The following is an 18719-nucleotide window of genomic DNA, read 5'->3' as shown; positions in this document are numbered from 1 at the left end:
GCACGCGTCTTCATTGCTAGCAAGCTGTAGACTATTTCTCGATATTCAGGAGGACATCTATGGATCAGAGCATCCCCGATCGGCCAATGGCTCCCATCATCGGGATAGTCAACGGATGGAACTACAGGATCGAGATGAATGAGTGGCCCGACGGCGCAACAATCGAGAGCGTTGTTGTAAGTAACGGTGAGCAAGAGGTGTCCTGCATGGGGCCCCGTGTGCTTTTTGCAAGCAAAGAGGCTGCTGAAGCCCATGGCTTGCTGATCGCAGATGGTCTGAGTGGGGGCGATGAACCCTACGGTGAAATTGCCGGTGTGAAAGAGTATTTGGGCTTTTAGCAGAAGCGCGTCTCCATTGAAGTGGGAACGCCACGTCACCATATTTGCAGAAGTTTTCATTTGGTCAGCCATTGATGATCTCCGCGCGCGCTGGAGCCATGGCAGATGCTGGTCAGCCGTTTGGGGGGAGAGAGAATGAGCATGCTGGATGGAGTAAGCCAATGTTGGATGCTGAGCAGTACCTGCAGTCTTAACTGGGATGCCTTGGCAAGCGTCGGAACTATGGCCGGTGTGCTCCTGGCACTCTTCGGACCAGCTGTTAGGCGTCACTTCGTACGAAAACGCGTGAGTGCCGTTTTCGCTGTGGCGTATACGCGGGCAGTTGCACGAGCGGGCGTCGCGCTCATGAGGTTTAAGAAGGAGTATCCATTGCAAGAGAAGCGCAATGGGATTTTCTGGGCTCGCGAACTTCTGCAAGCGGATCTCTCCTTGCGGAAGGATGTGCAGAAATTCGCAGAGGAAATGGAAGATCTGAGCAGGGCAGAAGTGGACCTGAGTAAGTATCCAGAGGTCGATAGTCTGCTTGCGGCGGATATATCGAGATCCATACTTTCTGTTGAGGATGCGCGACATTTCATTGCCGCACTTGGGCGGCCAGGATCGGTCGACCAAGATACCTGGACCGCTTTTTGGGAGCGGCTCATCGTTGTCTTGGAAGCGGCGGAGAAAGCTGTAGCAAATGCGAACAAGCGCTGTGGTAAGGCGCTTGCTCGAATGTCCGTCGAGAACATCTGGCGCTAGGCCAGGTGTATAGAGCAGAGAAAAGCTAAGTTTGGCGTTCATCCGCGGACGCTCGTGCTACTGGTGGAGTACGCGCTGTGCGCGGTGAGATGTTCCCAGCGTTCGGCTTCTACCACGTAGTAGTCGTGGCGCTCTTGGCGCACGGTGGCGGTGAACTGCACGTCGTGCAGTACACGCTCGGCGGCGGCGCGGTTGCCGCAGCCGGGCACTTCGATGATGGCGAAGCTCGGAATGGTGGGCGCGCTCATGCAGCACCTGCCTGCGCGCGCGCCGCGCGCCGCGCGGCGAGCGGCGGCGACAGCGCCTGCAGCGCTCTTGCCCTGCCGCAGGACGGCAGTGGCGGCGAAGCTGGCGGCGGCGATGACTTGGTTGGGGAGGAGGCCCCATCGGCGCCCGGCGCGGGCGACGATGCCAGCCGCCGCTGCGGCGCGCTGGGCGTTGGAGTGGTGGGCGAGGGCGGCGCTCATGCGGCGTCCGCCTGCTGGAGAACCAGCGGCTGGCGTTCTGCTACGAGGGCAGCATGGTGACCCACGTTGCCGTGCTGGTAGAGGTAGATGGCCGCATGTGCACGCTCGAATGTAACGACGGCCGCAACGTGACCGTCCTGCCTGTGGCGCGCTTCGAGCGCCGCTTCAATCGTGTGGAGTATTACGCGTGATCCGCGTGTTTCCTTCCTGCATGCCGGGTGAAGCTCTGGAAACCCACCAGCATGGCCGGATTACGGTGGATGGCTGGCTGCGGGCGAACGTGCGTGGGTACACCGGAGAGGGTGAACAGCCGATCGAGCTGGAGGTGGACGGCGCGCCGGTTGAGCCAGGGGCTTGGGCAAGCACCTGGATCGACCACGGCAGCGACGTGCGCATCTACCCGGTCCCTCATTACGAGGGCATTGCCGCGGTGATCTATTGGGTTGTGGTTGCGGTGGTGGCTGCGTATGCCATCTATATGGCCAACAATCTGCCTGGCAGTCGAAACGGGCAGGGCGACAGTCTCAGCCTCGACACGGCGCGGGCGAACACGGCCCGGCTCGGGAGCCCCGTCCGCGAGGTTCTGGGGCGGTGCCGAGTTTGGGCCGACTACCTGGTGCAGCCGGTGTCTCGCTTCGTGGGGGAGAAGTCCTATCGAACTCACATGTTCGTGTGCGCGGGGAAGGGCCGGCACATCATCCCAGTGGGTTCGGCCCGGCTGGGGAACACACCCATCCCTTAACCAGTCTCTGCGAAATGATGGCGCCGGCGATCTTGATTGCCAGATCTTGGTCGATGACGCCTCTGCCTTTCCATGGTGCAGCGGTGAGCAGCTGGTCAGCCATGGAGCCCCCTCTACGCGGCGTCCCCGTGGCAAAATCTGTCTCAACAGGGAGGGTCTATGGCTATTGAGTTCTGTCCACTCGAAGCGGATTGGGGAAACATTGCTGATTGGGCTGCAGTGATAGTAGGCATTGGGGCTGCGGTGGGCACAATCTTGGTGGCCACCGCCGCCAACAGAACGTCTAAGGATGCCGCGAAGATTGCGAAAGATGCGAAAGACATCGCCGAGCAGCAGCACGACCAAGCCGTAGCGCTGAAAGCGAACATCGCGCGTATTCTCGGCAGCCTTCTTGAGGTGGAGATTGCCGTGCTGCCGATGAGGCTGGGGGCGTTGCTTCGAGATTATGACGCTGCTGTGGAGCCAATGAAGCTTCACAAGATTGCCGGGGACACCAAATTCAACGCGGTGATTGGCGATATGGAGGCGGCATTCCTTCCTGCTGCGGAAGGAGCGTTCGACCAAATTCACAATCTTCCGGATAAAGTCGGTGCTCGCCTTGCATCGATGATGGGCATGATTCGAAACATCGGAGTGTCGGCCAGGAAAGTAGACAGTCGTATGCTTCGGGTAGAAGACATGGCCGGTGGTTACGATATCGTTGGTTACAAGGGAGACACCAAGAACCTCGAGTCGCTTCGGAATCAGATTGTTTCCATGCTGAGGGTCTCTCTCGAGTTGGCTGAAGCCTTTAACGAATTTGTCAAAGGTGAGGTGATCGATTATTCGGGCGAAATTGCACTGCTCGGGGAATAGCGTTTTGGCTTTCACGACGCCATCTCCAGCGCCACCAAGTCGATGTCGTCGACCTTCTTACGCAGCTCGCGGCGCGCGATCAGCAGCTGAAGCGCAATGTGCCGGCGTTAGTCGGTGAGTTGGAACATCCGCGTCTCGATGTGCAGCTTTCTGGCCAGGTCGCGGCGGAACAGGCGGTAGGTGAGGACGTGGCCGCCCAGCACCTTGTCGATGGACCGGCCCCAGGCGAAGCCCTCGGTGCGCTTCGGCAGCCGGCGGTCGTGGCGGTGGTGGGTCATGCGCCTTCCCCTGCGGCCTTGGCGATTTCGGCGCGAACTTCCACGCAGGCCGCGTTGATGGCCTTGGAGACTCTGCTGAGGCAGTCGTCGCACAGGTCCAGCCTCACGTCCGCAGAGGCGCGCCGAAGCGACTGCAGAGGTATGCAGCATGAGCATTTCAGGCAAGCAGCTGTTTTGCAGCCTCATAAGCGAGATCAACGTATTTCTTGGCCGCATTGATGTGTGTCTCGTAGTGCGGCGTATTGCTGTTGTGAAGCAGGTAGTCTCCATTGTTGGAGAGGTACTGCCTCATTTCGGTGCAGTGGTAGATGGCTTTGTTCAGAGCCGTCCCGGGTTCGCCCATCTCATGAAGATGCGAGTTGGATTCGCGGAGATCCTCTGGGACAGCAAGGATTGGCATTTGCCACTCTGTTTTAAGTGGATCACGCGTGTAGTACGTTTTATGGGCGGCGTCCACCTTGTCCTTGAACTGTTTGATGGCCTTGAAGAGCTTGGCTGTGAGGCTGACAGCGATGTCCGTCTCCTTCTTTTCCCGCAGCGCCGTGTCTTCCTTGCGCAACTTCATAGCCTCGTTCCATTGCCAGTACCCGAGGCCAACCGCCACGATCAGAGCCGCAATGGAGCCTCCAGCCTGAATCCAAGCGGCTTGTTCGGAAGCCGAGAGACCACACCAACCCACCCACTCACAAGACATGCCGTTTCCTCCATGAATTGGGGGGAAGCATGAAGCGTGGACGCAGTACCGGCAAGCCCACCGTCGAGCAGCAGCAGCGTATGGACGCGATCAAGGACATCGGCTGCATCGTCGCGCACGCGCTGGGCATTTCGTTTGGTGATGATCCTGTCCCATGCGAGGTGCACCACCTGACCGTGGGCGGCAGGCACGGCCAGAAGCGGCGCGGCCATGACTTCACCATCGGCCTGAACCCGTGGTCGCACCGCGGCCAGCCCTTCGGCGGTATGGATGCGGAAACCTGCGAGTGCCTGTTCGGCCCGTCCTACGCCAAGCAGCCGCGCCGGTTCCGCCAGGAGATCGGCAACGACGACTACTTGCTGGACCTGCAGAACACCGCGCTCGATCAGTACTGGGGGAGGGTGCGGCCATGGCGCGCAGCCTGACCTTCGGCATCGACCCGGGCCTGAGCGGCGCCATCGCCACGCTGGTAGACGGCGAGGCCGGGCCGGTGATCGACACCCCCACCATGGAAGTGGATGGCCACACTGAGCTCGACGCGCGCGCGATGGCGTTGTTCATCCGCGCCGCCATCCATTCATCGATCTGGCCGGCCTGCAGCCACACCGGCATGCGGTCGTGGATGTCGGCCGAAACGCCGCTGCCGTCGCCGGTGATGATGGTGAAGGTGCCCAGGTTGCCGTCGGGCAGCAGGGGGCTGGTGTCCTCCCACAGACCAGCGGCCAGCATCGCCCGGGGCAAACGCTACGCCGAACGATGGTGTGCGGCCAGGCTTTACCCCGAGTTGCGCCTGCGTGTGGCCGTGGCCCGGTTGCTGGACAGCACGGCGAGCGAGCCGCTAGAACCGCTGCCAGGCCTGCCGCCGATCCGTGAGCAGCAGCAACAGGCACGGCGCCTGGCTGAGGCTGGCGCGAAGGAGATCGAGCGGATCAAGGCAGCACTCGAACCGCGTAAGCCGCCGAATATGAGAAGTCCGATTCAAAGGACTCAATGAGGGTGAGGGGAACGGAATCTTCAGTTCGCAGGAATTAATAACTCTTTTGTGGAGGCAGTCGCTCGACAACCAAGCCGATTTCGCACGCACTACATGCTGGGAGCGTACGTTTCAGTGTAGATCTCATCGTAGATGCTAGAAATATGTAGCTCGAATACCACTGAAGTGACTTTGTCCATTAGAGCTGTCGCTTGTTCGTCTTTGATTTCGGGATTGGCAAAGATGATGTCGATCGAGGAGTTCGGTGCAAGATAACTTCCTTGGCGGAGACAATTTCGATCTAGCTTGACTGGTCCCCCCTCTAGATCAGACGCCAGCCAGTTGCAGAACATTTCTAGATCGGGCACAGAAAGGAAGCTGAATTTTCTCTCTCGATTGTCTGCAGTGAATTCGATGATTTTTGCAACGCCGTAGCCGTGATTGGTCAGTCTAACAATGTGGGAATTTACCCCAACGTCGATCTCCACATGAGGTTTTGCCATTCGGATGTTGTGTTGACGCTGTTGTTGAAGGGTGAAATACGTGAGAACAACGGCCAAGATTGCAATGCAGGCCGAAATTATGGACACGACGTCCAAGATTGACAGTTCGGTGGAGGTGGCGGCTGGACTGGCCAGATAGATCGTCTTGGCAATCATGCTGTTCATCCCTGAAGAAATTTCGCCCAAGCATCCATTAGGGGGCGACGTTTGTCGAGAAGCTGCCCCCGACGGTAGGCCGCTTCCGCTTTATTCTTGATGGCATGGGCCATGGCCATCTCCACCACTTCGTTTGGGTAGTCAGTCGTCTCTGCTGCCCAATCGCGGAAGCTGGATCGGAAGCCGTGAACGGTGAAGGGCAACCCCAGACCTTTCGGTGCGGGCTTCTGCACCAGGTAGAGCATCGCGTTCTCGGACAACGCGAACGGTGGCTCCTTGCGGGACAGTGGTTCCAGGATCGCCAACGCTGCGTTGGTCAGTGGCACGATGTGTTCCCGGCCGCCCTTCATCCTGCTGGCGGGGATGGTCCACAGTTGGTGTTCCAGGTCGAATTCTGGCCAATCCGCGCCAGTTACTTCGGCCGTCCTGGCTGCGGTCAGGATGACGAACTGCAGCGCCCGTCGACTGCGCGCCTCTCGCCCGGCAAGGGTGGCCATGAAGGCAGGCACATCCGCGTAAGGCATCGCGTCATGGTGCTTGGGCTTGGTCACCTTGGTGGGCTTGGGAAGCAGGTTCTCCAGGTGGCCGCGCCAACGCGCCGGGTTGTCTCCGTCGCGGTGCCCGTGGACCTTCGCCCAGTCAAGCACGCGCTCGATACGTCCGCGCACGCGCGTGGCTGTCACCGTCTTTTCGGTCCAGATGGGGCGCAGGCATGCCATGACCAGGGGAGTATCGACGTTCACGACTGGCGTATCTCGCGCCGGTCCGTAGGTTTGTAAGGATTGCTCCCACTGCTCGGCCTGGGCCTCGTTCTTCCAGCCGGCGCGGTGGGAGGCGATATAGGCATCTGCCGCATCGCCAAAGGTGGTGCCGGCTGACCGGCTCATTCGGCGGGCCTCAATTGGGTCATCTCCCGCGAGCAGCTGGCGGCGGTGCTGGAGAGCTGATGCACGAGCCTCCTGCAGGCTGACCAGCTGCGTGGGCCCCAGCCCCATCTCCCGGCGTCTGCCGGCGCGCTGGTAGCGCAGCACCCAGGACTTTGAGCCGGTTGGTCCGACCAGCAAGTACAGGCCGCCGCCATCTGCGTGATAGCCTACCTTGGTCGTGGTCTGCACGGCGCGCGCGCTAAGTCGATTGGTCGGTCTTGCCATCAATAGTGCCCCACAGTTCGCCCCATGTTTGGGGTCCCGATTCCGCGAGACTCGATGGTATGGGTGTGGAGTCTCAGGCGTTGATACGCCTAGGTTTCTGGACTCCCTGAGAGATTGTGAGAGTGTCAAATCGGCCACTCTCTCCGCCAGGATTCCAGAAGGCCCCTAGAGATAGGGGCCTTCTTGCTTTCTCAGGCGTCTCTACCTGTGCAGCTGTCTTCAGCTGAGGACAGGGATGGAAGCAAGAAACTCCTGGCACAGCATCGAGAAATCGTTTCGGACCGTTGCGATCCCGCTGTTTCACGCGGACTCTACTTGCGCCGTATCCTTGGGGCGCCAGCACAAAACGCCGTTCACTGAGCTAGTATTCAGGTTTCACGGACAGGACTGATCATGAGTGAAATGGATGCGGTGGACCCGGCGTCGGCAGAACGGTCACGAGTAGAGAGTGAGACGCTGCCGCTTGTCATCCAGACGGTCGGAGGTTTGTCGGCCGCGGTTGGCGTCATCAGCATCGCGTTGGCGCTTGCTGGCATTGTTCCCTGGCTTTTGGGATCAGGCGTCTCCGCGCTTCTCGCTGCGCCTTTCCTGTATGGCTTTGCGGACATCGTGCTGAGCTTGAGAAAACTGTGCTCAAAGCGTTGATGCGGGCGTTGGAAAAGATCCATAAGCCGGCCCAGTGCCGGCTTTCTCTTTGTGGGAAAGTGGGAGTTGGCAGCCCTGCCGCCCGCTACAGCCGGCCGCCCACCGCTGAGATGCGGTGTCTGCGCGTTCGAACGGATGGCAGATCCTGGACGGCTACCCGCGACGCCCATCCTTCGGCTTGTTATGGCACAACGGATAGCTGGAGCACGACCGGAAAGCCCCATGCGGTCCATTGCGGTCCACGAACACGCCCACCTTGCACACCGGGCAGCGCTCTTCCGAAATGGCCGCGCCTGAAATCGCGGTCACTTCTACTGCCCCGTCCTTCACCAGCTCATCCAGGAACGGCGAGTGCTTGCCCTGCAGGGTGAACATCGCAACCGACCGTCGCGCTCGCGTCAGCGCCACATAGAACAACCGCCGTTCTTCGCTCAGTGGATAGGTGTCGCCATCCGGCATCGCCAGCGAAAGCACCGGGTCATCCGGCCGTAGGCTGGGGAAGCCTCGGTGGATCATCCCCGGCAGGATCACGTAGTCCGCTTCGCGTCCCTTCGATCGATGTGCCGTAAGGAACTCTACATCCATCGTGCTGCCGAAGGCTGTCTTCCAATCCGGTGGCACCGCGCTGCGATCGGCGCGGTAGCGCCCCAGGATGAACACCGTCACGCGTCCATTGCGCCCTTGTGGCACCGCCCCGGACAACAATTGCTGATGCAGCTTGGTGAGGTACTGGCGAACGCCATCCTGCAGCTCCTCACGCCGATTCATCTGGAACGCCTGCAGCACCGGGCCCATTGCCGGTGCAGTGGAACGAACCTCCTTGACGATCTGCGCGGGGTTGCGGTTGATGAAGCGGCTGGAAACATCACATAGCGCCTGCGGGCAGCGGAATGTCTGCTCCAGTTTCAGTACCTGGCCATGCCCCATCCATTGGCGGAATCCGGTCATCACTGAAACGTCTGCACCGGCGAAGCGATTGATCGACTGCCAGTCATCGCCTACCGCAAACAGGTAGCGCCCTGGTTGACTTACCAATGCACGGCAGAGGCGTGCACGGGCGCGCGAGGCATCCTGGAATTCATCGGCCATCACCAGCTCGTAGGGCGATTCATAGCGGCCCTGTTCCAGCAGCCCGGCCGCCATGTTGAGCATGTCTTCGAAATCGATGCCGTGCTCGTCAGCCAGTGCGTTGTCCCAGGCCTGGAAAACAGGGCTGGCGATCTCCAGGAAGCGTCGATGCCGTTCCTTGAACTGATCTTCGGGCATCTGCCGCAGGCGCGCGGCCATATCGTCCAGCGTCAGACAGTTGCTCTTGGCGTGGGCAATGAAGGTGCGCATCAAGCCGATCAGGTCTGCATCCGGCATCGGCTTGGCGCCCTGATCGGGCAATTCGCGGTCCGGGTTCGGGTCGAGTTCGACATCAGACGCGCCAAGTCGCTCCGCAAGATCCTGCAGGGCATGTCCAGTGCGCAGTCCAAACGACGTCGTCTCGACCAGCGCGGTGCCGCGCGCTGCATGCTGCTGGCGCTTCCAGTGCATGCCTTCGCTGTAGTTGGCAAAGTGCTTCGGCGGCTGTCCATCGGCATCCAGCGCAAAGTGCTCGTGATACAGTCCGGCGCCCGGATAATAGAAGTCGGGGCGATACTGGCGGTGGGTGTCGGTCGCCGTATCAAATTCGTAGCGTCGCTCGTAGTCGTACGTCACGCCGTTGTAGAACAGCCAGTCGGCGATCACGCATTCTTCCAGGCTCTTCACCCGCTCACCCTGCAGGGTGCGGATGTAGGGCGTGCCATCGCGTTCGTAGCCGTCGGCCTCCATTTCCGCGCCGAATGGCGGCAGGTCGCGCCCGAATACCAGGCGGAACATGTCCCATTGGGTGCGGAAGTGGGTCGAGCGATCCTTCAGGTCGTCCACCAGTTCGGCCAGCTTGTTGAAGCCCAGCGTGGCGTCAATGGCCCATTCCGGGATATCGGGCTTGCGCCCCGTGGCTTTGGCGATGATGGCCAGGCCGAGTGCATGGAAGGTCCGTACCTCAATCGTGATGTCGCCCATGCCTAATCGGTCGAAGGAACGCTGTGCGCGTTCTTCAAGCTCTCTGGCGGCATCCTTGTTGAAGGCGAGCATCACGATGCGTTCGGGTTCGACAAAGCCGCGGTCAATGCCATAAGCGGCCTTGGCGACCATCGTGGAGGTCTTGCCTGAGCCGGCCGCGGCCACGACCTGGACCCGGTTGTCGAAGCAGATGACGGCGCGGGCCTGTTCCTCGGTCAGCGGTCTACTCTCGACCCGGTCCAGGAAATCCTTGGCCAACACCAGCTCGCGCCGGGTCATGGCCTCGTTGGCTTCGGCCCAGGCAGCGGGCCAATCCAGGTTCCAGTCGCGCAGGACGTCCAGCGCTGCGCGATGGCTGTCCGCATGCAGATCTTCATGCACGTCCTCATCGCGGAACAGCTGCTCCAGCTCCAGCGGCTGCAGGGGCAGGGCGGAGCGCTTCGCCAGCAGCGCCTGCTGCTGCTCGTGGGTGATCCAGCGGCGGCCGGCATTGCCTCGATCGATGAGGGCGTCCGCGTCGTTCAACCACGACTGAATCTGTTGCAGAACGCTGTCAAACAAGGCATTGCGCCCACGCGTGGTGCGCGCAAAGAGCATGTGTTTCAGGGCCGCAGCAAGCCGGGATGCTTGTCCGTTGGGGAGCCCGTCTACGCACAGCCCAGCGGCATCGCCGGTCTGCAGCTCGACCCGTGACCAGAAGACCCCTGGATGGATCTGCACCTGCTGGTCCTCATCCACGCGCTGCCGGAACTGCTGGCCGGACACACTGAGTTCAACATACTCGCCATCAAGCCGCAGCGACCAATGGGGCGAACGAGTCACGCGTCGGCCCCAGCCCGAGGGGCACCATTCCATAGACATCCAGATACTGCCTTGCAAGCGTCAATAGGGCTTGTTGGGCCCTTGAGCCCACATGATAAGGGCCCTTGACGATGCGTGCTGCCTTGCCTGCAGGCACGGCGTCACTCGTAGGCGCGATCCTGCTTCGTTGGCGGGACCTCCACCACATCACCGCGCCGGATCAGCTCATCCAGATCCACCGCCGAAGCGGCCAGCGCGTCCTGCGCATCGAAATCCCACTTGTCCTTGTACTCGCGCGCCAGCAGATCGCAGACCGCCTTGGCACGCGGATAGGCATCGTCCTTGCCCTCGTTCTGCTTCAGCGCATCGCGATGGATCTGGCACAGCATGAGCTGGTGCGCATCCTCGGCGCGCTCGCGCTCCCAGGTGATGTCGGGCAGGCCCGAAAGCGCAGCGGCAAGTGCGAACGCGGTCATTGGCATGTCAGGTGTCCAAGTAGCGATGGGAACCCGAGCGTATGCGAGCGGCGTTGGCTTGAGGTCACCGCCGCCCGCGTCGTTTCACTGCGTGTTCACCATTCGCCGCAGCATGGAAACTGCATCAGATGCAGTGGATCCAGACGATCTGCTCACGCATTCACATCCACAACAATCCGCCCACGCACCTTGCCCGGAATGATCTGGTCGTAGACGTCCAGCACCTCGGCAAGCCCGATCAGCTGCACGGTGCTTTCCAGCTTCTGCGGGTCCAGGTCGGTGGCAAGACGATCCCACGCGCGCTGGCGGACGGCCTGCGGCGCATTCACCGAATCCACGCCGGCAAGCGTCACGTTGCGGAGAATGAAGGGCAGCACCGAGCCATGCAGCTCATCACTCTGCGCCAGCCCGCACGCGGCCACTGCGCCGCGGTACTTCGTCTCGGCAATGGCGTTGACGAGGGTAGGGCCGCCTGCCACATCCACCACGCCGGCCCAGCGCTCGGCACTCACCGGCCGTTCGCGCGGTTCTGAAAGCTGCGCGCGGTCGATGATCTCGGCGGCGCCCAGGCTGTGCAGATACTCGGCGTGTTCCGGGCGCCCGGTGGCAGCCACTACGCGATAACCCAGCTTTGAAAGGATCGCCACCGCAATCGAGCCGACGCCACCGTTGGCGCCGGTCACCAGCACATCGCCCTTGTCCGGCATCACGCCGGCATCTTCCAGCGCCAGCACGCACAGCATCGCGGTGTAGCCGGCGGTGCCGATGGCCATGGCGTCGCGGGTGCTCAGGTTGGCGGGAATCCTGTTGAGCCATTCGCCGCGAACACGGGCGCGCTGGGCGAGGCCGCCGTGGTGGCCCATGCTGAGATCCCAGCCATTGAGCACAACGCGGTCGCCGGCTTTGAAGTCGACGCTGCCGGAGTCCAGCACCACGCCAGCCAGGTCGATGCCAGGGATCAACGGGAACGTCCGGATCACCGGGCGCGCGCCGGTGAGGGCCAGCGCGTCCTTGTAGTTCAGCGTGGAATACTCGACCTGCACCAGTACGTCACCATCCATCAGGTTGGCTTCATCGAAATCGACCAGCTCCGTGGAAACGCCGTCGTTGGTCTTGCGGGTCAGCAGTGCCTTGAAACTCATGGTGCGGTCTCACGTTCAATGGATGAGCCCATGCTAGGCTCGCACCACTATCGCAACAAGAACGATGATTTTCCGTAGGTACTATGGTTTTCCGGAGTATGCATGCGTAGCAGGCGTTGGGACGGCAAGAGCGGTTGCGCGGTGGAAGTCACGCTGTCGGTGATGGGCGGCGTGTGGAAGCCGGTCATTCTGTTCCACCTGATGACAGGCAAGCGACGCTTCATGGAGCTCACGCGGCGTGTGCCCAACGCTACCCAGTCCATGCTGACCAGCCAGCTGCGGGAACTGGAAGCCGACGGGGTGGTGATCCGCCACGTGTACCCGGAAGTGCCGCCGAAGGTGGAATACGAGCTTTCCGAGTTCGGGCGCACGCTGGTTCCGGTGCTGCTGGCCATGCGCGAGTGGGGTGAAACCTATCGCGGCCATGGACGCACGGATAGCAACGGCTGAAACCTGAAGCGGAGCGCCGGGCGTCGTCGTCATGGCCCGTGCATCCGGGGGGCGTTCCGGAGGCCACAGCAATAGCAGCGGTACTGCAGGCCGCGTATGTGGAGCGCTGCCTCGCTCAGTGAAGGGCTGCGATGCGGTTCCTGTTCCGTTGACACCCGATTGCCCACGGGTGTGGAAGCGCAGGCGCCGGTTGTGCAGTCGCTGCAGCAGACGGAAGCCGCCAGCCTGGAGCGGCGGTAGGCGGTCATGCAGCGCCAGCAGGATATCGAAGTGCTGGCTCGCGAGAGTCACGCGGTACGGATGGGTTGAAATCCCAGCGCAGCAGAACGATGCCCCCTGAAAGGGGCATCGCTGGGTTTACGGGGCCGCCTTTGCCTGGCGCGGATCGGCAATGATCCGCGAGGGTGACCCATACAGCACCAGCACCCGCATACCGGTGCTGAATACCGGATCGGGTCCCTGTACAACCGTCATCAGATTGCCGTTCTCTGTCTGCACTACGTATTCCAGGCCCTTGGCCTGCGAGAGTGCGCGTTCGGAGGCCGCACCGGCAATCGCGCCTACCACCAGGCCGCCAATGGCACCGATGGCCGCTGCCTGGTCACTGCCACCGATGGTGGAGCCGGCCACCCCGCCAGCCGCAGCGCCGGCAACGGCACCGCCGCCCTGTGAGCCGTCGATACTGACCGCACGGACGCTGATGACCGTGCCGCTGACGGTTCGATTGACCTGTCCCACCGAACCGATGGAGTAGCTGTCCGTGCGCACATTCGGTGCGCACGCGGTCAGCATCGCAGCAGCGGATGCGGCCAGCAGCAGGCGCTTCACGGCGCTTCCTGCTTGTTGGGGAACATCGGCTTGGAAATATCCACTGTCTCCAGAGCCTGCAGGAACTGGGCGATGTTGTTCTGGGCCGAGCGGCTGATCGACTCGCGGGCACGGATCACGCCTGCGAAGGCGTAGTTGAACGGAACTTCGCCGGACGCGCTGACATCCTGTGTATAGACGATGCTGCCGGTTGCACGATCGATCAGCTCGTAGCGGGCGATCGTCTTGGTGGTCATCGATGCACCGAAGCTGGGAATGTCGATCGCCAGGATCTTCACCGACAGGCTCAACTTCACCGGCGCGTCGTCGCGGAACACCGCCATCTTGTTCAGCGCTTCGGTCAACGCGTTCTGCCACATCTGCGGCACTTCGTGCTGGGCCTGCGCGGGGATCTTGCCCTTGGCTTCATCCGGACGTGCCAGCGTGACCGTCAACGACTTCAACTCGCCGTCAATCTTCTTGCTGCTGACCCCGACGTTCGGGACCGAGAAATTGAGCGGCGGATTGGTGGTGCAACCTACCAGCGACACGGCGAGGATCGCCGCGAACAGGAACTTCTTCATCCATTTTCCCCTGTGACTACGTTGAAACATCCATGGTGAATCGTGTGTTCGTCGGCAACGTCGATGCTGCACTGCAGTGGCCGCATGAAGGCGTGGCTGACTGCGCGCAAGGATACCTGAATTGGAACGGCCTTCCGCCTGGTGCTGTTGCCTCGCAGGGGTGGCGCTGCAAAGAACGGCAAAGAGTGTCAGGGAGCTCAGTACCGGGTCCGCACGCTGTTGCGCAAATGTGCCGGTCGCATTGTGCTACCGATATGGCGGATGGGTATTCTGCGTGCATGCTCGGCTTGGCCGGCCAGCTGGAATGCAGACTGATACCGTGAGGAGCGAGGGGCACCTTTCGAGAAGCACCAGTGCCAGCCCCCAAAAATGGGGGCCGGCACACATCACGGCAACGCGTGACTTACGGGATGGTGCAGCCGCTGTTTCTCAGGCAACGTGCAAACGCCGGATAGCACACCTTCTCGCCATTGCCCGCCGCCAGACAAGCCTCGTAGGCGGTGTAGCACGGGGTACAGCGGGACTGCGCGGAGGCACTGCCGATTCCCAGGGTCAGTGCAGCAGCCGCAATAGCAACAGACAGCTTGAATCCAATCTTCATGCTTCACTCCGTTGATAGCCCTCCTTGGGCATCTCGGAGGCTAACGTGGGAAGAGGGTGTGTTCAACCCGCACCGCGTCCGGATGGGCATCCATCTTCAGCGCCCCGCCCTGGATTTACTTTGTTGGTGCGTCTGCAGTCTGAGCGGCCACCATGGCTTGTTGCATTTCCTTCAGTGACAGATAGCCATCACCATCGGTGTCAAGGCCCGCAAAGTACTTCGCGATCTCCGGCACCACGATGGCTTCCTCCTTGCTGATCCTTCCGTCTTTGTTCTTGTCCATCGCGGTAAATGCGGCGTCGATTGAATCGGCCTGCTTGTTGAAACGGCCCTGCTGAAATTCTGCGTACTCGGGCTTGTCGACGCGTCCATCCTTGTTGGTATCCATCGCGGTGAACGTGGAATCGATGTAGGCCTGTTTCGGATCGGCCGGTGCGGCCTCGGCCAGTAATGGGGCAGCGCACAGGGCAATCAACAGAGCAGTTCTGGTCATGGGGTGTTTGTCCTTGTTGAGGGTCAATCAGCGGCAGGGGTAGGTGTAGCCGTCGGCGCCGCGATAGGTATCGTTGCGGCGGTCGTAGTTGCCGTAGCGGTTCATGCAGTAGTCGGTGCGCTCGCGGACTTCACGTTCGCGCTTGGCAGCAGCGGCAATTACGCCGGCCACCACCGCTGCACCTACCACGCCCACCACCACGCCGGCGGTCTTGGCGTCGTGCCGGCGCTCGCGTTCCCGCTCACGATCCCGCTCACGTTCGCGCCGCTCCCACGCATCGCGCTCCCGATCGCGGTAGTCCTGGCTCCAGTGCGGGCTGTAGCGGTCGCCACGCTGTGCATGGGCGTCGCTGGAGTAGGGCATCAGCACCAGTAGCTGCGCAGCAGCTGCCAGCAGTAGCGCGGTTCTTTCTGTTCTAGGAAACATCGTCCAGCTCCTGTGCGGAATTTCTTGGTAGCTGCAGTACACACCGCGGACATTGCGCGAACCTGCTGTCACTGGAGGGGGATGCACTGGCTATTGGACCAGCGCCTCCACCGGATCGAGCCGTGCGGCACGTCGTGCCGGCAGGAATCCGAAGCCAACGCCGATCAGGCTGGAACAGGCGAAGGCTGCCAGAATCGAATTGACGGAGAACACCAGGCTGAAGCCAGCATCGGCCAGCTCCAGAACCGCGCCCAACGCAAGGGCCACGCCGATGCCGAGTACACCGCCGAGCAGGCAGACCAGCACCGATTCGATCAGGAACTGCTGCAGGATGTCACTGCGGCGCGCGCCCACCGCCATGCGCACGCCGATCTCGCGGGTTCGCTCGGTCACCGAGACCAGCATGATGTTCATGACCCCGATTCCGCCCACCACCAGTGCGATGGCAGCGATGGAGCTGATCATCATGGTCAGGATGCCGGTGGTCTGTTCAATGGATCTACGGATCTGCGCGTTGTTGCTCATGTAGAAATCGGTGCTGCCGTGGCGGCGAGTCAGCAGTCGCGCGATGGCCTGCTCAGCCGCTTCCATGCTGATCGCATCCGAGACGCGTACGGTGATGCTGGACACGTGACTCTGCCCCAGCATGCGCGCCATGGTGGTGGTGTAGGGTAGCCACACCCGCAGCAACGAGGCATCGCCGGCCGCGCCGGCGTCCTTCTTCACCACACCCACCACGCGTACCGGCACGTTGCCCAGCAGCAGGGTCTGCCCGATCGGATTGTCGGTCGCGGCGAAGAAGCGTGCGCGGGTATTGGCGTCGATTACCACAACCTGCTGATAACCGGCCACGCCGGGTGGACCGAAGAAGGCGCCCTCGCCGAGCTTCAGGCCATGCACGCGGAAGTACTGCTCGCTGACGCCCTGCACCTGCACACTGGCAGAGCGGTTGCCGCGCAGGGCGGTGCCGCTGGTGGCAACACCCGGGGTGGCGCTGTCCACGAAGGGTTGCCGGGCCAGGGTCACGCTGTCGCCGGGGGTGAGTGTTTCCACCCGCGCCGAGTGCAGGTCGCCAAAGCCGGAACCGGGATAGATCTCGATCGTGTTGGTACCCAACGAGGAGATGTTGGACAGGATGGCCTGCCGTGCACCGGTGCCCAGTGCTACCACCGCCACGACCGAAGCAATGCCGATGATGATTCCGAGCATGGTCAGGAAGGTGCGCATGCGGTGGGCGTTCATCGCGCGCAGTGCCATGCGGAAGGCTTCAGTGAAACGGTCCCGCCAGACCTGCCAGCCGCTGTTGCCCGCAGGCTGGGGCACGGCTGGCGTCGCCACGCCCGCTGACAGACCAGTACCGGTGGCACGATCACCCACAATCCGCCCATCGCGGATTTCGATGATGCGCTGCGCATGCTCGGCCACGGCCATGTCATGCGTAACCAGCACCACGGTATGGCCCTCGGCATGCAGCTCGCCGAGGATCTTCATCACTTCTTTGCCGGAATGCGTGTCCAACGCACCTGTAGGTTCGTCAGCGAAGATCACCGCGCCACCATTCATCAGGGCCCGTGCAATCGAAACGCGTTGCTGCTGGCCACCCGACAGCTCACCAGGAAGATGCTGCATGCGCTCGCCCAGGCCAAGCCGCGACAACAGCGTGGCCGCACGCGCATGGCGTGCCTCGGCAGGCATGCCGGCGTAGATCGCGGGCACTTCCACATTGCTCAGTGCAGTCAGATCGGTCAGCAGGTGGTAGCGCTGGAAGATGAAGCCGAAGTGCTCGCGGCGTAGTTCGGCCAGTTCATCAGGCGACATCTGCGCGGTCTCGCGCCCGGCGATCTGATAGACGCCGGCGGAGGGGCGATCCAGGCAACCCAGGATGTTCATCAGCGTGGATTTGCCTGAGCCGGACTGGCCTACGATGGCCACCAGTTCACCTGCGTGGATATCCAGGTCGATGCCGTCGAGTACCACCAGTGTCTGCTCGCCCGCGGCAAATTCACGGCGTACGCCGCGAACGCGCAGCAGTGGCTCGTTCATGGTCGTACTCATTGGGGTTGTGCAGGCGCGTTGGTGGCTTCGACGTTGGCCTGCGCCAGCACGACCTGTTCGCCTTCCTTCAGCCCGTCGCGTACTTCCACCTGGATCTGGTCATCCAGCCCGGTGGTGATGCGCCGCGTGCTGGCGCGGCCGTCGGCACCGCGTACCTGCACGCTGTAGCTGCCATCGGCGGCGCGTGCACCCAATGCGGCCGAGGGAATGATCAGTACGTCGTTGGCGCGGCCCAGCACGATGCGAACCTGCGCGGTCATGTAGCTGCGCAGGCGGCCATCGGCGTTGTCCACGTCGAACTGGCCGTTGTAGTACATGGCCGTGCGACTGCCACCCGACACCGCCGGTGCGGCGAGGCTGGAACTGTCTTCGTTGGTGATCGATTCCGGCGCTGGCGCGATATCCCGCAACGTGCTGCTGTAGCGGCGGCCAGCATCACCAAGAATGGTGAAGAATGCCTCCTGCCCGACAGACGTGTGTACGACGTCGGCCTCGGAGATCTCAGCGTACACCGTCATCACGTCCTGGTTGCCCAGCATCACGATGGTCGGTGCGCTCTGCACCGCATTCACGGTCTGCCCCTGGCGCGCGACCACGGCCAGCACGGTGCCGTCGGTGGGGGCGGTGATGCGGGTGAATTCCAGATTGGTCTGTGCGACATCGACGTCGGTCTGTCGGCGCGTCACTTCACCGTCCAGCGCAGCGATTTGTTCCCGAGTGGCATCGACCTTGGCCTTGGCTGCATCGAAGTCGGCGCGGGCCACCAGTTGCGAGGCCGCCAGTTGCTGCTGCCGATGCAGTGTCAGCTCGAACTGGCGCAAGTCGGTGGCCAGTGCATCGCGGTTGGCGCGCGCGGTGCGCTGCGCGGCCTGCGCGCTCAGCAATGCATTGCGCTGAGTGCGCGAATCGATATCGGCAATGAGATCGCCGGCTTTCACCTTGTCGCCCAGCTTTACATGCAGAGTATCGATGCGGCCGGAGACCTGTGCACCCACGCTTACCAGTCGCGAGGGCTTCAGCGTGCCAGTGGCCTCCACCACCTGTTCGATGTTGCCGCGAGCGACCGGTGCAACCTGCAGGTGCGGAGGTGCTGCGGGCCGCAACCACACGAACAGAATCAGCGCGCTGCACAGCAGGCCGGCAGCAATGATGAGCGCACGGCGGCGCTTGCGCGGCACGGCGCTCATCGGCGCAACATCCAGATCAGACAGGTCATCGGGGGTCCTCGCGGTAGTAGAAACGCACGTTTGTCGTGGCAGACGTGGTTGACCGTCGAGTCTCGATGCGCT

Annotated in this window: 23 protein-coding genes and 1 pseudogene; 8 read left to right on the top strand and 16 right to left on the bottom strand. The window is 62.0% G+C overall.

The window, feature by feature from the left end:
• Positions 1-59: 59 nt before the first annotated feature.
• Both AC13FN_RS16220 and AC13FN_RS16215 read left to right on the top strand, forming a co-directional pair.
• Positions 60-338 (top strand): hypothetical protein, encoded by a 279-nt coding sequence (locus AC13FN_RS16220; protein ID WP_482984989.1) that lies wholly within the window; start codon positions 60-62, stop codon positions 336-338.
• Positions 339-623: 285 nt separating this feature from the next.
• Complete coding sequence (locus tag AC13FN_RS16215) at positions 624-1079, top strand: hypothetical protein (RefSeq protein WP_482984990.1); 456 nt, start codon at positions 624-626, stop codon at positions 1077-1079.
• Positions 1080-1117: 38 nt separating this feature from the next.
• On the opposite strand, the gene AC13FN_RS16210 is transcribed toward AC13FN_RS16215, so the two are convergent.
• Positions 1118-1546, bottom strand: coding sequence for a hypothetical protein (locus AC13FN_RS16210; RefSeq protein WP_482984991.1), 429 nt, complete (start codon positions 1544-1546; stop codon positions 1118-1120).
• 53 nt (positions 1547-1599) lie between these two features.
• Between AC13FN_RS16210 and AC13FN_RS16205 the strand changes: the two genes are divergently transcribed.
• The 3 genes from AC13FN_RS16205 (at position 1600) to AC13FN_RS16195 (ending at position 3143) form a co-directional block, all read left to right on the top strand.
• Entirely contained in the window at positions 1600-1737 is a 138-nt protein-coding gene (locus AC13FN_RS16205) for a hypothetical protein (RefSeq protein ID WP_482984992.1), read from the top strand.
• The gene (locus tag AC13FN_RS16200; protein WP_482984993.1) at positions 1734-2288 is read left to right on the top strand and encodes a hypothetical protein; all 555 of its coding nucleotides are present in this window, start codon (positions 1734-1736) and stop codon (positions 2286-2288) included. Before AC13FN_RS16205 ends, AC13FN_RS16200 begins: the two co-directional genes overlap by 4 nt.
• A 159-nt stretch (positions 2289-2447) precedes the next feature.
• Positions 2448-3143, top strand: a complete 696-nt coding sequence (locus tag AC13FN_RS16195; protein WP_482984994.1) for a hypothetical protein — start codon at positions 2448-2450, stop codon at positions 3141-3143.
• A 107-nt stretch (positions 3144-3250) separates the two neighbouring features.
• Here the strand turns inward: AC13FN_RS16195 and AC13FN_RS16190 are convergent, their stop codons facing one another.
• Both AC13FN_RS16190 and AC13FN_RS16185 read right to left on the bottom strand, forming a co-directional pair.
• On the bottom strand, positions 3251-3421 hold the full coding sequence (locus AC13FN_RS16190; RefSeq protein WP_482984995.1) for a hypothetical protein: 171 nt from the start codon (positions 3419-3421) through the stop codon (positions 3251-3253).
• Between the two features lie 157 nt (positions 3422-3578).
• Entirely contained in the window at positions 3579-3986 is a 408-nt protein-coding gene (locus AC13FN_RS16185; protein WP_482984996.1) for a hypothetical protein, read from the bottom strand.
• Between the two features lie 158 nt (positions 3987-4144).
• Between AC13FN_RS16185 and AC13FN_RS16180 the strand changes: the two genes are divergently transcribed.
• On the top strand, positions 4145-4540 hold the full coding sequence (locus AC13FN_RS16180; protein ID WP_482984997.1) for a Ref family recombination enhancement nuclease: 396 nt from the start codon (positions 4145-4147) through the stop codon (positions 4538-4540).
• Positions 4541-4727: 187 nt separating this feature from the next.
• Here the strand turns inward: AC13FN_RS16180 and AC13FN_RS16175 are convergent.
• The 3 genes and pseudogenes from AC13FN_RS16175 to AC13FN_RS16165 all read right to left on the bottom strand — a co-directional run.
• Positions 4728-4844: pseudogene (locus AC13FN_RS16175) on the bottom strand (SOS response-associated peptidase); the annotation flags it as partial.
• Positions 4845-5198: 354 nt separating this feature from the next.
• Positions 5199-5747, bottom strand: a complete 549-nt coding sequence (locus AC13FN_RS16170) for a hypothetical protein (protein WP_482984998.1) — start codon at positions 5745-5747, stop codon at positions 5199-5201.
• 5 nt (positions 5748-5752) lie between these two features.
• A complete protein-coding gene (locus AC13FN_RS16165; RefSeq protein ID WP_482984999.1) occupies positions 5753-6898 on the bottom strand; it encodes a tyrosine-type recombinase/integrase in 1146 nt (381 codons plus the stop codon).
• A gap of 393 nt (positions 6899-7291) precedes the next feature.
• Between AC13FN_RS16165 and AC13FN_RS16160 the strand changes: the two genes are divergently transcribed.
• Entirely contained in the window at positions 7292-7543 is a 252-nt protein-coding gene (locus tag AC13FN_RS16160) for a hypothetical protein (RefSeq protein WP_313297744.1), read from the top strand.
• 153 nt (positions 7544-7696) lie between these two features.
• Here the strand turns inward: AC13FN_RS16160 and AC13FN_RS16155 are convergent, their stop codons facing one another.
• The 3 genes from AC13FN_RS16155 to acuI all read right to left on the bottom strand — a co-directional run bounded on the left by AC13FN_RS16155 (position 7697) and on the right by acuI (position 12014).
• The gene (locus tag AC13FN_RS16155; protein WP_482985000.1) at positions 7697-10450 is read right to left on the bottom strand and encodes a UvrD-helicase domain-containing protein; all 2754 of its coding nucleotides are present in this window, start codon (positions 10448-10450) and stop codon (positions 7697-7699) included.
• 107 nt (positions 10451-10557) lie between these two features.
• Positions 10558-10878, bottom strand: a complete 321-nt coding sequence (locus AC13FN_RS16150) for a hypothetical protein (RefSeq protein WP_005410147.1) — start codon at positions 10876-10878, stop codon at positions 10558-10560.
• Between the two features lie 146 nt (positions 10879-11024).
• The gene (acuI, locus tag AC13FN_RS16145) at positions 11025-12014 is read right to left on the bottom strand and encodes an acrylyl-CoA reductase (NADPH) (RefSeq protein WP_262102211.1); all 990 of its coding nucleotides are present in this window, start codon (positions 12012-12014) and stop codon (positions 11025-11027) included.
• 102 nt (positions 12015-12116) lie between these two features.
• Between acuI and AC13FN_RS16140 the strand changes: the two genes are divergently transcribed.
• The gene (locus AC13FN_RS16140) at positions 12117-12464 is read left to right on the top strand and encodes a winged helix-turn-helix transcriptional regulator (RefSeq protein ID WP_049436691.1); all 348 of its coding nucleotides are present in this window, start codon (positions 12117-12119) and stop codon (positions 12462-12464) included.
• Positions 12465-12821: 357 nt separating this feature from the next.
• On the opposite strand, the gene AC13FN_RS16135 is transcribed toward AC13FN_RS16140, so the two are convergent.
• The 7 genes from AC13FN_RS16135 to AC13FN_RS16105 form a co-directional block, all read right to left on the bottom strand.
• Positions 12822-13292 carry an outer membrane lipoprotein gene (locus tag AC13FN_RS16135; RefSeq protein ID WP_279915009.1) on the bottom strand — a complete coding sequence of 157 codons (471 nt, stop codon included), beginning with the start codon at positions 13290-13292 and terminating at the stop codon, positions 12822-12824.
• Complete coding sequence (locus AC13FN_RS16130; RefSeq protein ID WP_049436690.1) at positions 13289-13855, bottom strand: putative periplasmic lipoprotein; 567 nt, start codon at positions 13853-13855, stop codon at positions 13289-13291. The genes AC13FN_RS16135 and AC13FN_RS16130 overlap by 4 nt, the downstream gene beginning before the upstream one ends.
• Positions 13856-14258: 403 nt before the next feature.
• Positions 14259-14456, bottom strand: a complete 198-nt coding sequence (locus tag AC13FN_RS16125; RefSeq protein ID WP_032128612.1) for a hypothetical protein — start codon at positions 14454-14456, stop codon at positions 14259-14261.
• 115 nt (positions 14457-14571) lie between these two features.
• On the bottom strand, positions 14572-14949 hold the full coding sequence (locus tag AC13FN_RS16120; RefSeq protein ID WP_482985001.1) for an EF-hand domain-containing protein: 378 nt from the start codon (positions 14947-14949) through the stop codon (positions 14572-14574).
• Between the two features lie 27 nt (positions 14950-14976).
• On the bottom strand, positions 14977-15375 hold the full coding sequence (locus AC13FN_RS16115; RefSeq protein ID WP_482985002.1) for a hypothetical protein: 399 nt from the start codon (positions 15373-15375) through the stop codon (positions 14977-14979).
• A 90-nt stretch (positions 15376-15465) separates the two neighbouring features.
• Positions 15466-17430 carry a MacB family efflux pump subunit gene (locus AC13FN_RS16110; protein ID WP_482985003.1) on the bottom strand — a complete coding sequence of 655 codons (1965 nt, stop codon included), beginning with the start codon at positions 17428-17430 and terminating at the stop codon, positions 15466-15468.
• Positions 17427-18617: an efflux RND transporter periplasmic adaptor subunit gene (locus AC13FN_RS16105; protein WP_482985004.1), complete on the bottom strand. Its 1191-nt coding sequence runs from the start codon at positions 18615-18617 to the stop codon at positions 17427-17429. The genes AC13FN_RS16110 and AC13FN_RS16105 overlap by 4 nt, the downstream gene beginning before the upstream one ends.
• Positions 18618-18719: the final 102 nt, after the last annotated feature.

This window comes from Stenotrophomonas sp. 115C5 (genome assembly GCF_056861055.1).
This window is presented reverse-complemented; position numbering and strand designations above follow the sequence as displayed.

What these genes read in the sequence shown, in the direction of transcription:
- AC13FN_RS16125 (WP_032128612.1), bottom strand. Translation starts at nt 14,456, where the DNA reads ATGAAGATTGGATTCAAGCTGTCTGTTGCTATTGCGGCTGCTGCACTG.
- AC13FN_RS16110 (WP_482985003.1), bottom strand. Translation starts at nt 17,430, where the DNA reads ATGAGTACGACCATGAACGAGCCACTGCTGCGCGTTCGCGGCGTACGC.
- AC13FN_RS16195 (WP_482984994.1), top strand. Translation starts at nt 2,448, where the DNA reads ATGGCTATTGAGTTCTGTCCACTCGAAGCGGATTGGGGAAACATTGCT.
- AC13FN_RS16115 (WP_482985002.1), bottom strand. Translation starts at nt 15,375, where the DNA reads ATGTTTCCTAGAACAGAAAGAACCGCGCTACTGCTGGCAGCTGCTGCG.
- AC13FN_RS16190 (WP_482984995.1), bottom strand. Translation starts at nt 3,421, where the DNA reads ATGACCCACCACCGCCACGACCGCCGGCTGCCGAAGCGCACCGAGGGC.
- AC13FN_RS16220 (WP_482984989.1), top strand. Translation starts at nt 60, where the DNA reads ATGGATCAGAGCATCCCCGATCGGCCAATGGCTCCCATCATCGGGATA.
- AC13FN_RS16210 (WP_482984991.1), bottom strand. Translation starts at nt 1,546, where the DNA reads ATGAGCGCCGCCCTCGCCCACCACTCCAACGCCCAGCGCGCCGCAGCG.
- AC13FN_RS16105 (WP_482985004.1), bottom strand. Translation starts at nt 18,617, where the DNA reads ATGAGCGCCGTGCCGCGCAAGCGCCGCCGTGCGCTCATCATTGCTGCC.
- acuI (WP_262102211.1), bottom strand. Translation starts at nt 12,014, where the DNA reads ATGAGTTTCAAGGCACTGCTGACCCGCAAGACCAACGACGGCGTTTCC.
- AC13FN_RS16155 (WP_482985000.1), bottom strand. Translation starts at nt 10,450, where the DNA reads ATGGAATGGTGCCCCTCGGGCTGGGGCCGACGCGTGACTCGTTCGCCC.
- AC13FN_RS16140 (WP_049436691.1), top strand. Translation starts at nt 12,117, where the DNA reads ATGCGTAGCAGGCGTTGGGACGGCAAGAGCGGTTGCGCGGTGGAAGTC.
- AC13FN_RS16185 (WP_482984996.1), bottom strand. Translation starts at nt 3,986, where the DNA reads ATGAAGTTGCGCAAGGAAGACACGGCGCTGCGGGAAAAGAAGGAGACG.
- AC13FN_RS16165 (WP_482984999.1), bottom strand. Translation starts at nt 6,898, where the DNA reads ATGGCAAGACCGACCAATCGACTTAGCGCGCGCGCCGTGCAGACCACG.
- AC13FN_RS16120 (WP_482985001.1), bottom strand. Translation starts at nt 14,949, where the DNA reads ATGACCAGAACTGCTCTGTTGATTGCCCTGTGCGCTGCCCCATTACTG.
- AC13FN_RS16170 (WP_482984998.1), bottom strand. Translation starts at nt 5,747, where the DNA reads ATGATTGCCAAGACGATCTATCTGGCCAGTCCAGCCGCCACCTCCACC.
- AC13FN_RS16160 (WP_313297744.1), top strand. Translation starts at nt 7,292, where the DNA reads ATGAGTGAAATGGATGCGGTGGACCCGGCGTCGGCAGAACGGTCACGA.
- AC13FN_RS16150 (WP_005410147.1), bottom strand. Translation starts at nt 10,878, where the DNA reads ATGCCAATGACCGCGTTCGCACTTGCCGCTGCGCTTTCGGGCCTGCCC.
- AC13FN_RS16205 (WP_482984992.1), top strand. Translation starts at nt 1,600, where the DNA reads ATGGTGACCCACGTTGCCGTGCTGGTAGAGGTAGATGGCCGCATGTGC.
- AC13FN_RS16180 (WP_482984997.1), top strand. Translation starts at nt 4,145, where the DNA reads ATGAAGCGTGGACGCAGTACCGGCAAGCCCACCGTCGAGCAGCAGCAG.
- AC13FN_RS16130 (WP_049436690.1), bottom strand. Translation starts at nt 13,855, where the DNA reads ATGAAGAAGTTCCTGTTCGCGGCGATCCTCGCCGTGTCGCTGGTAGGT.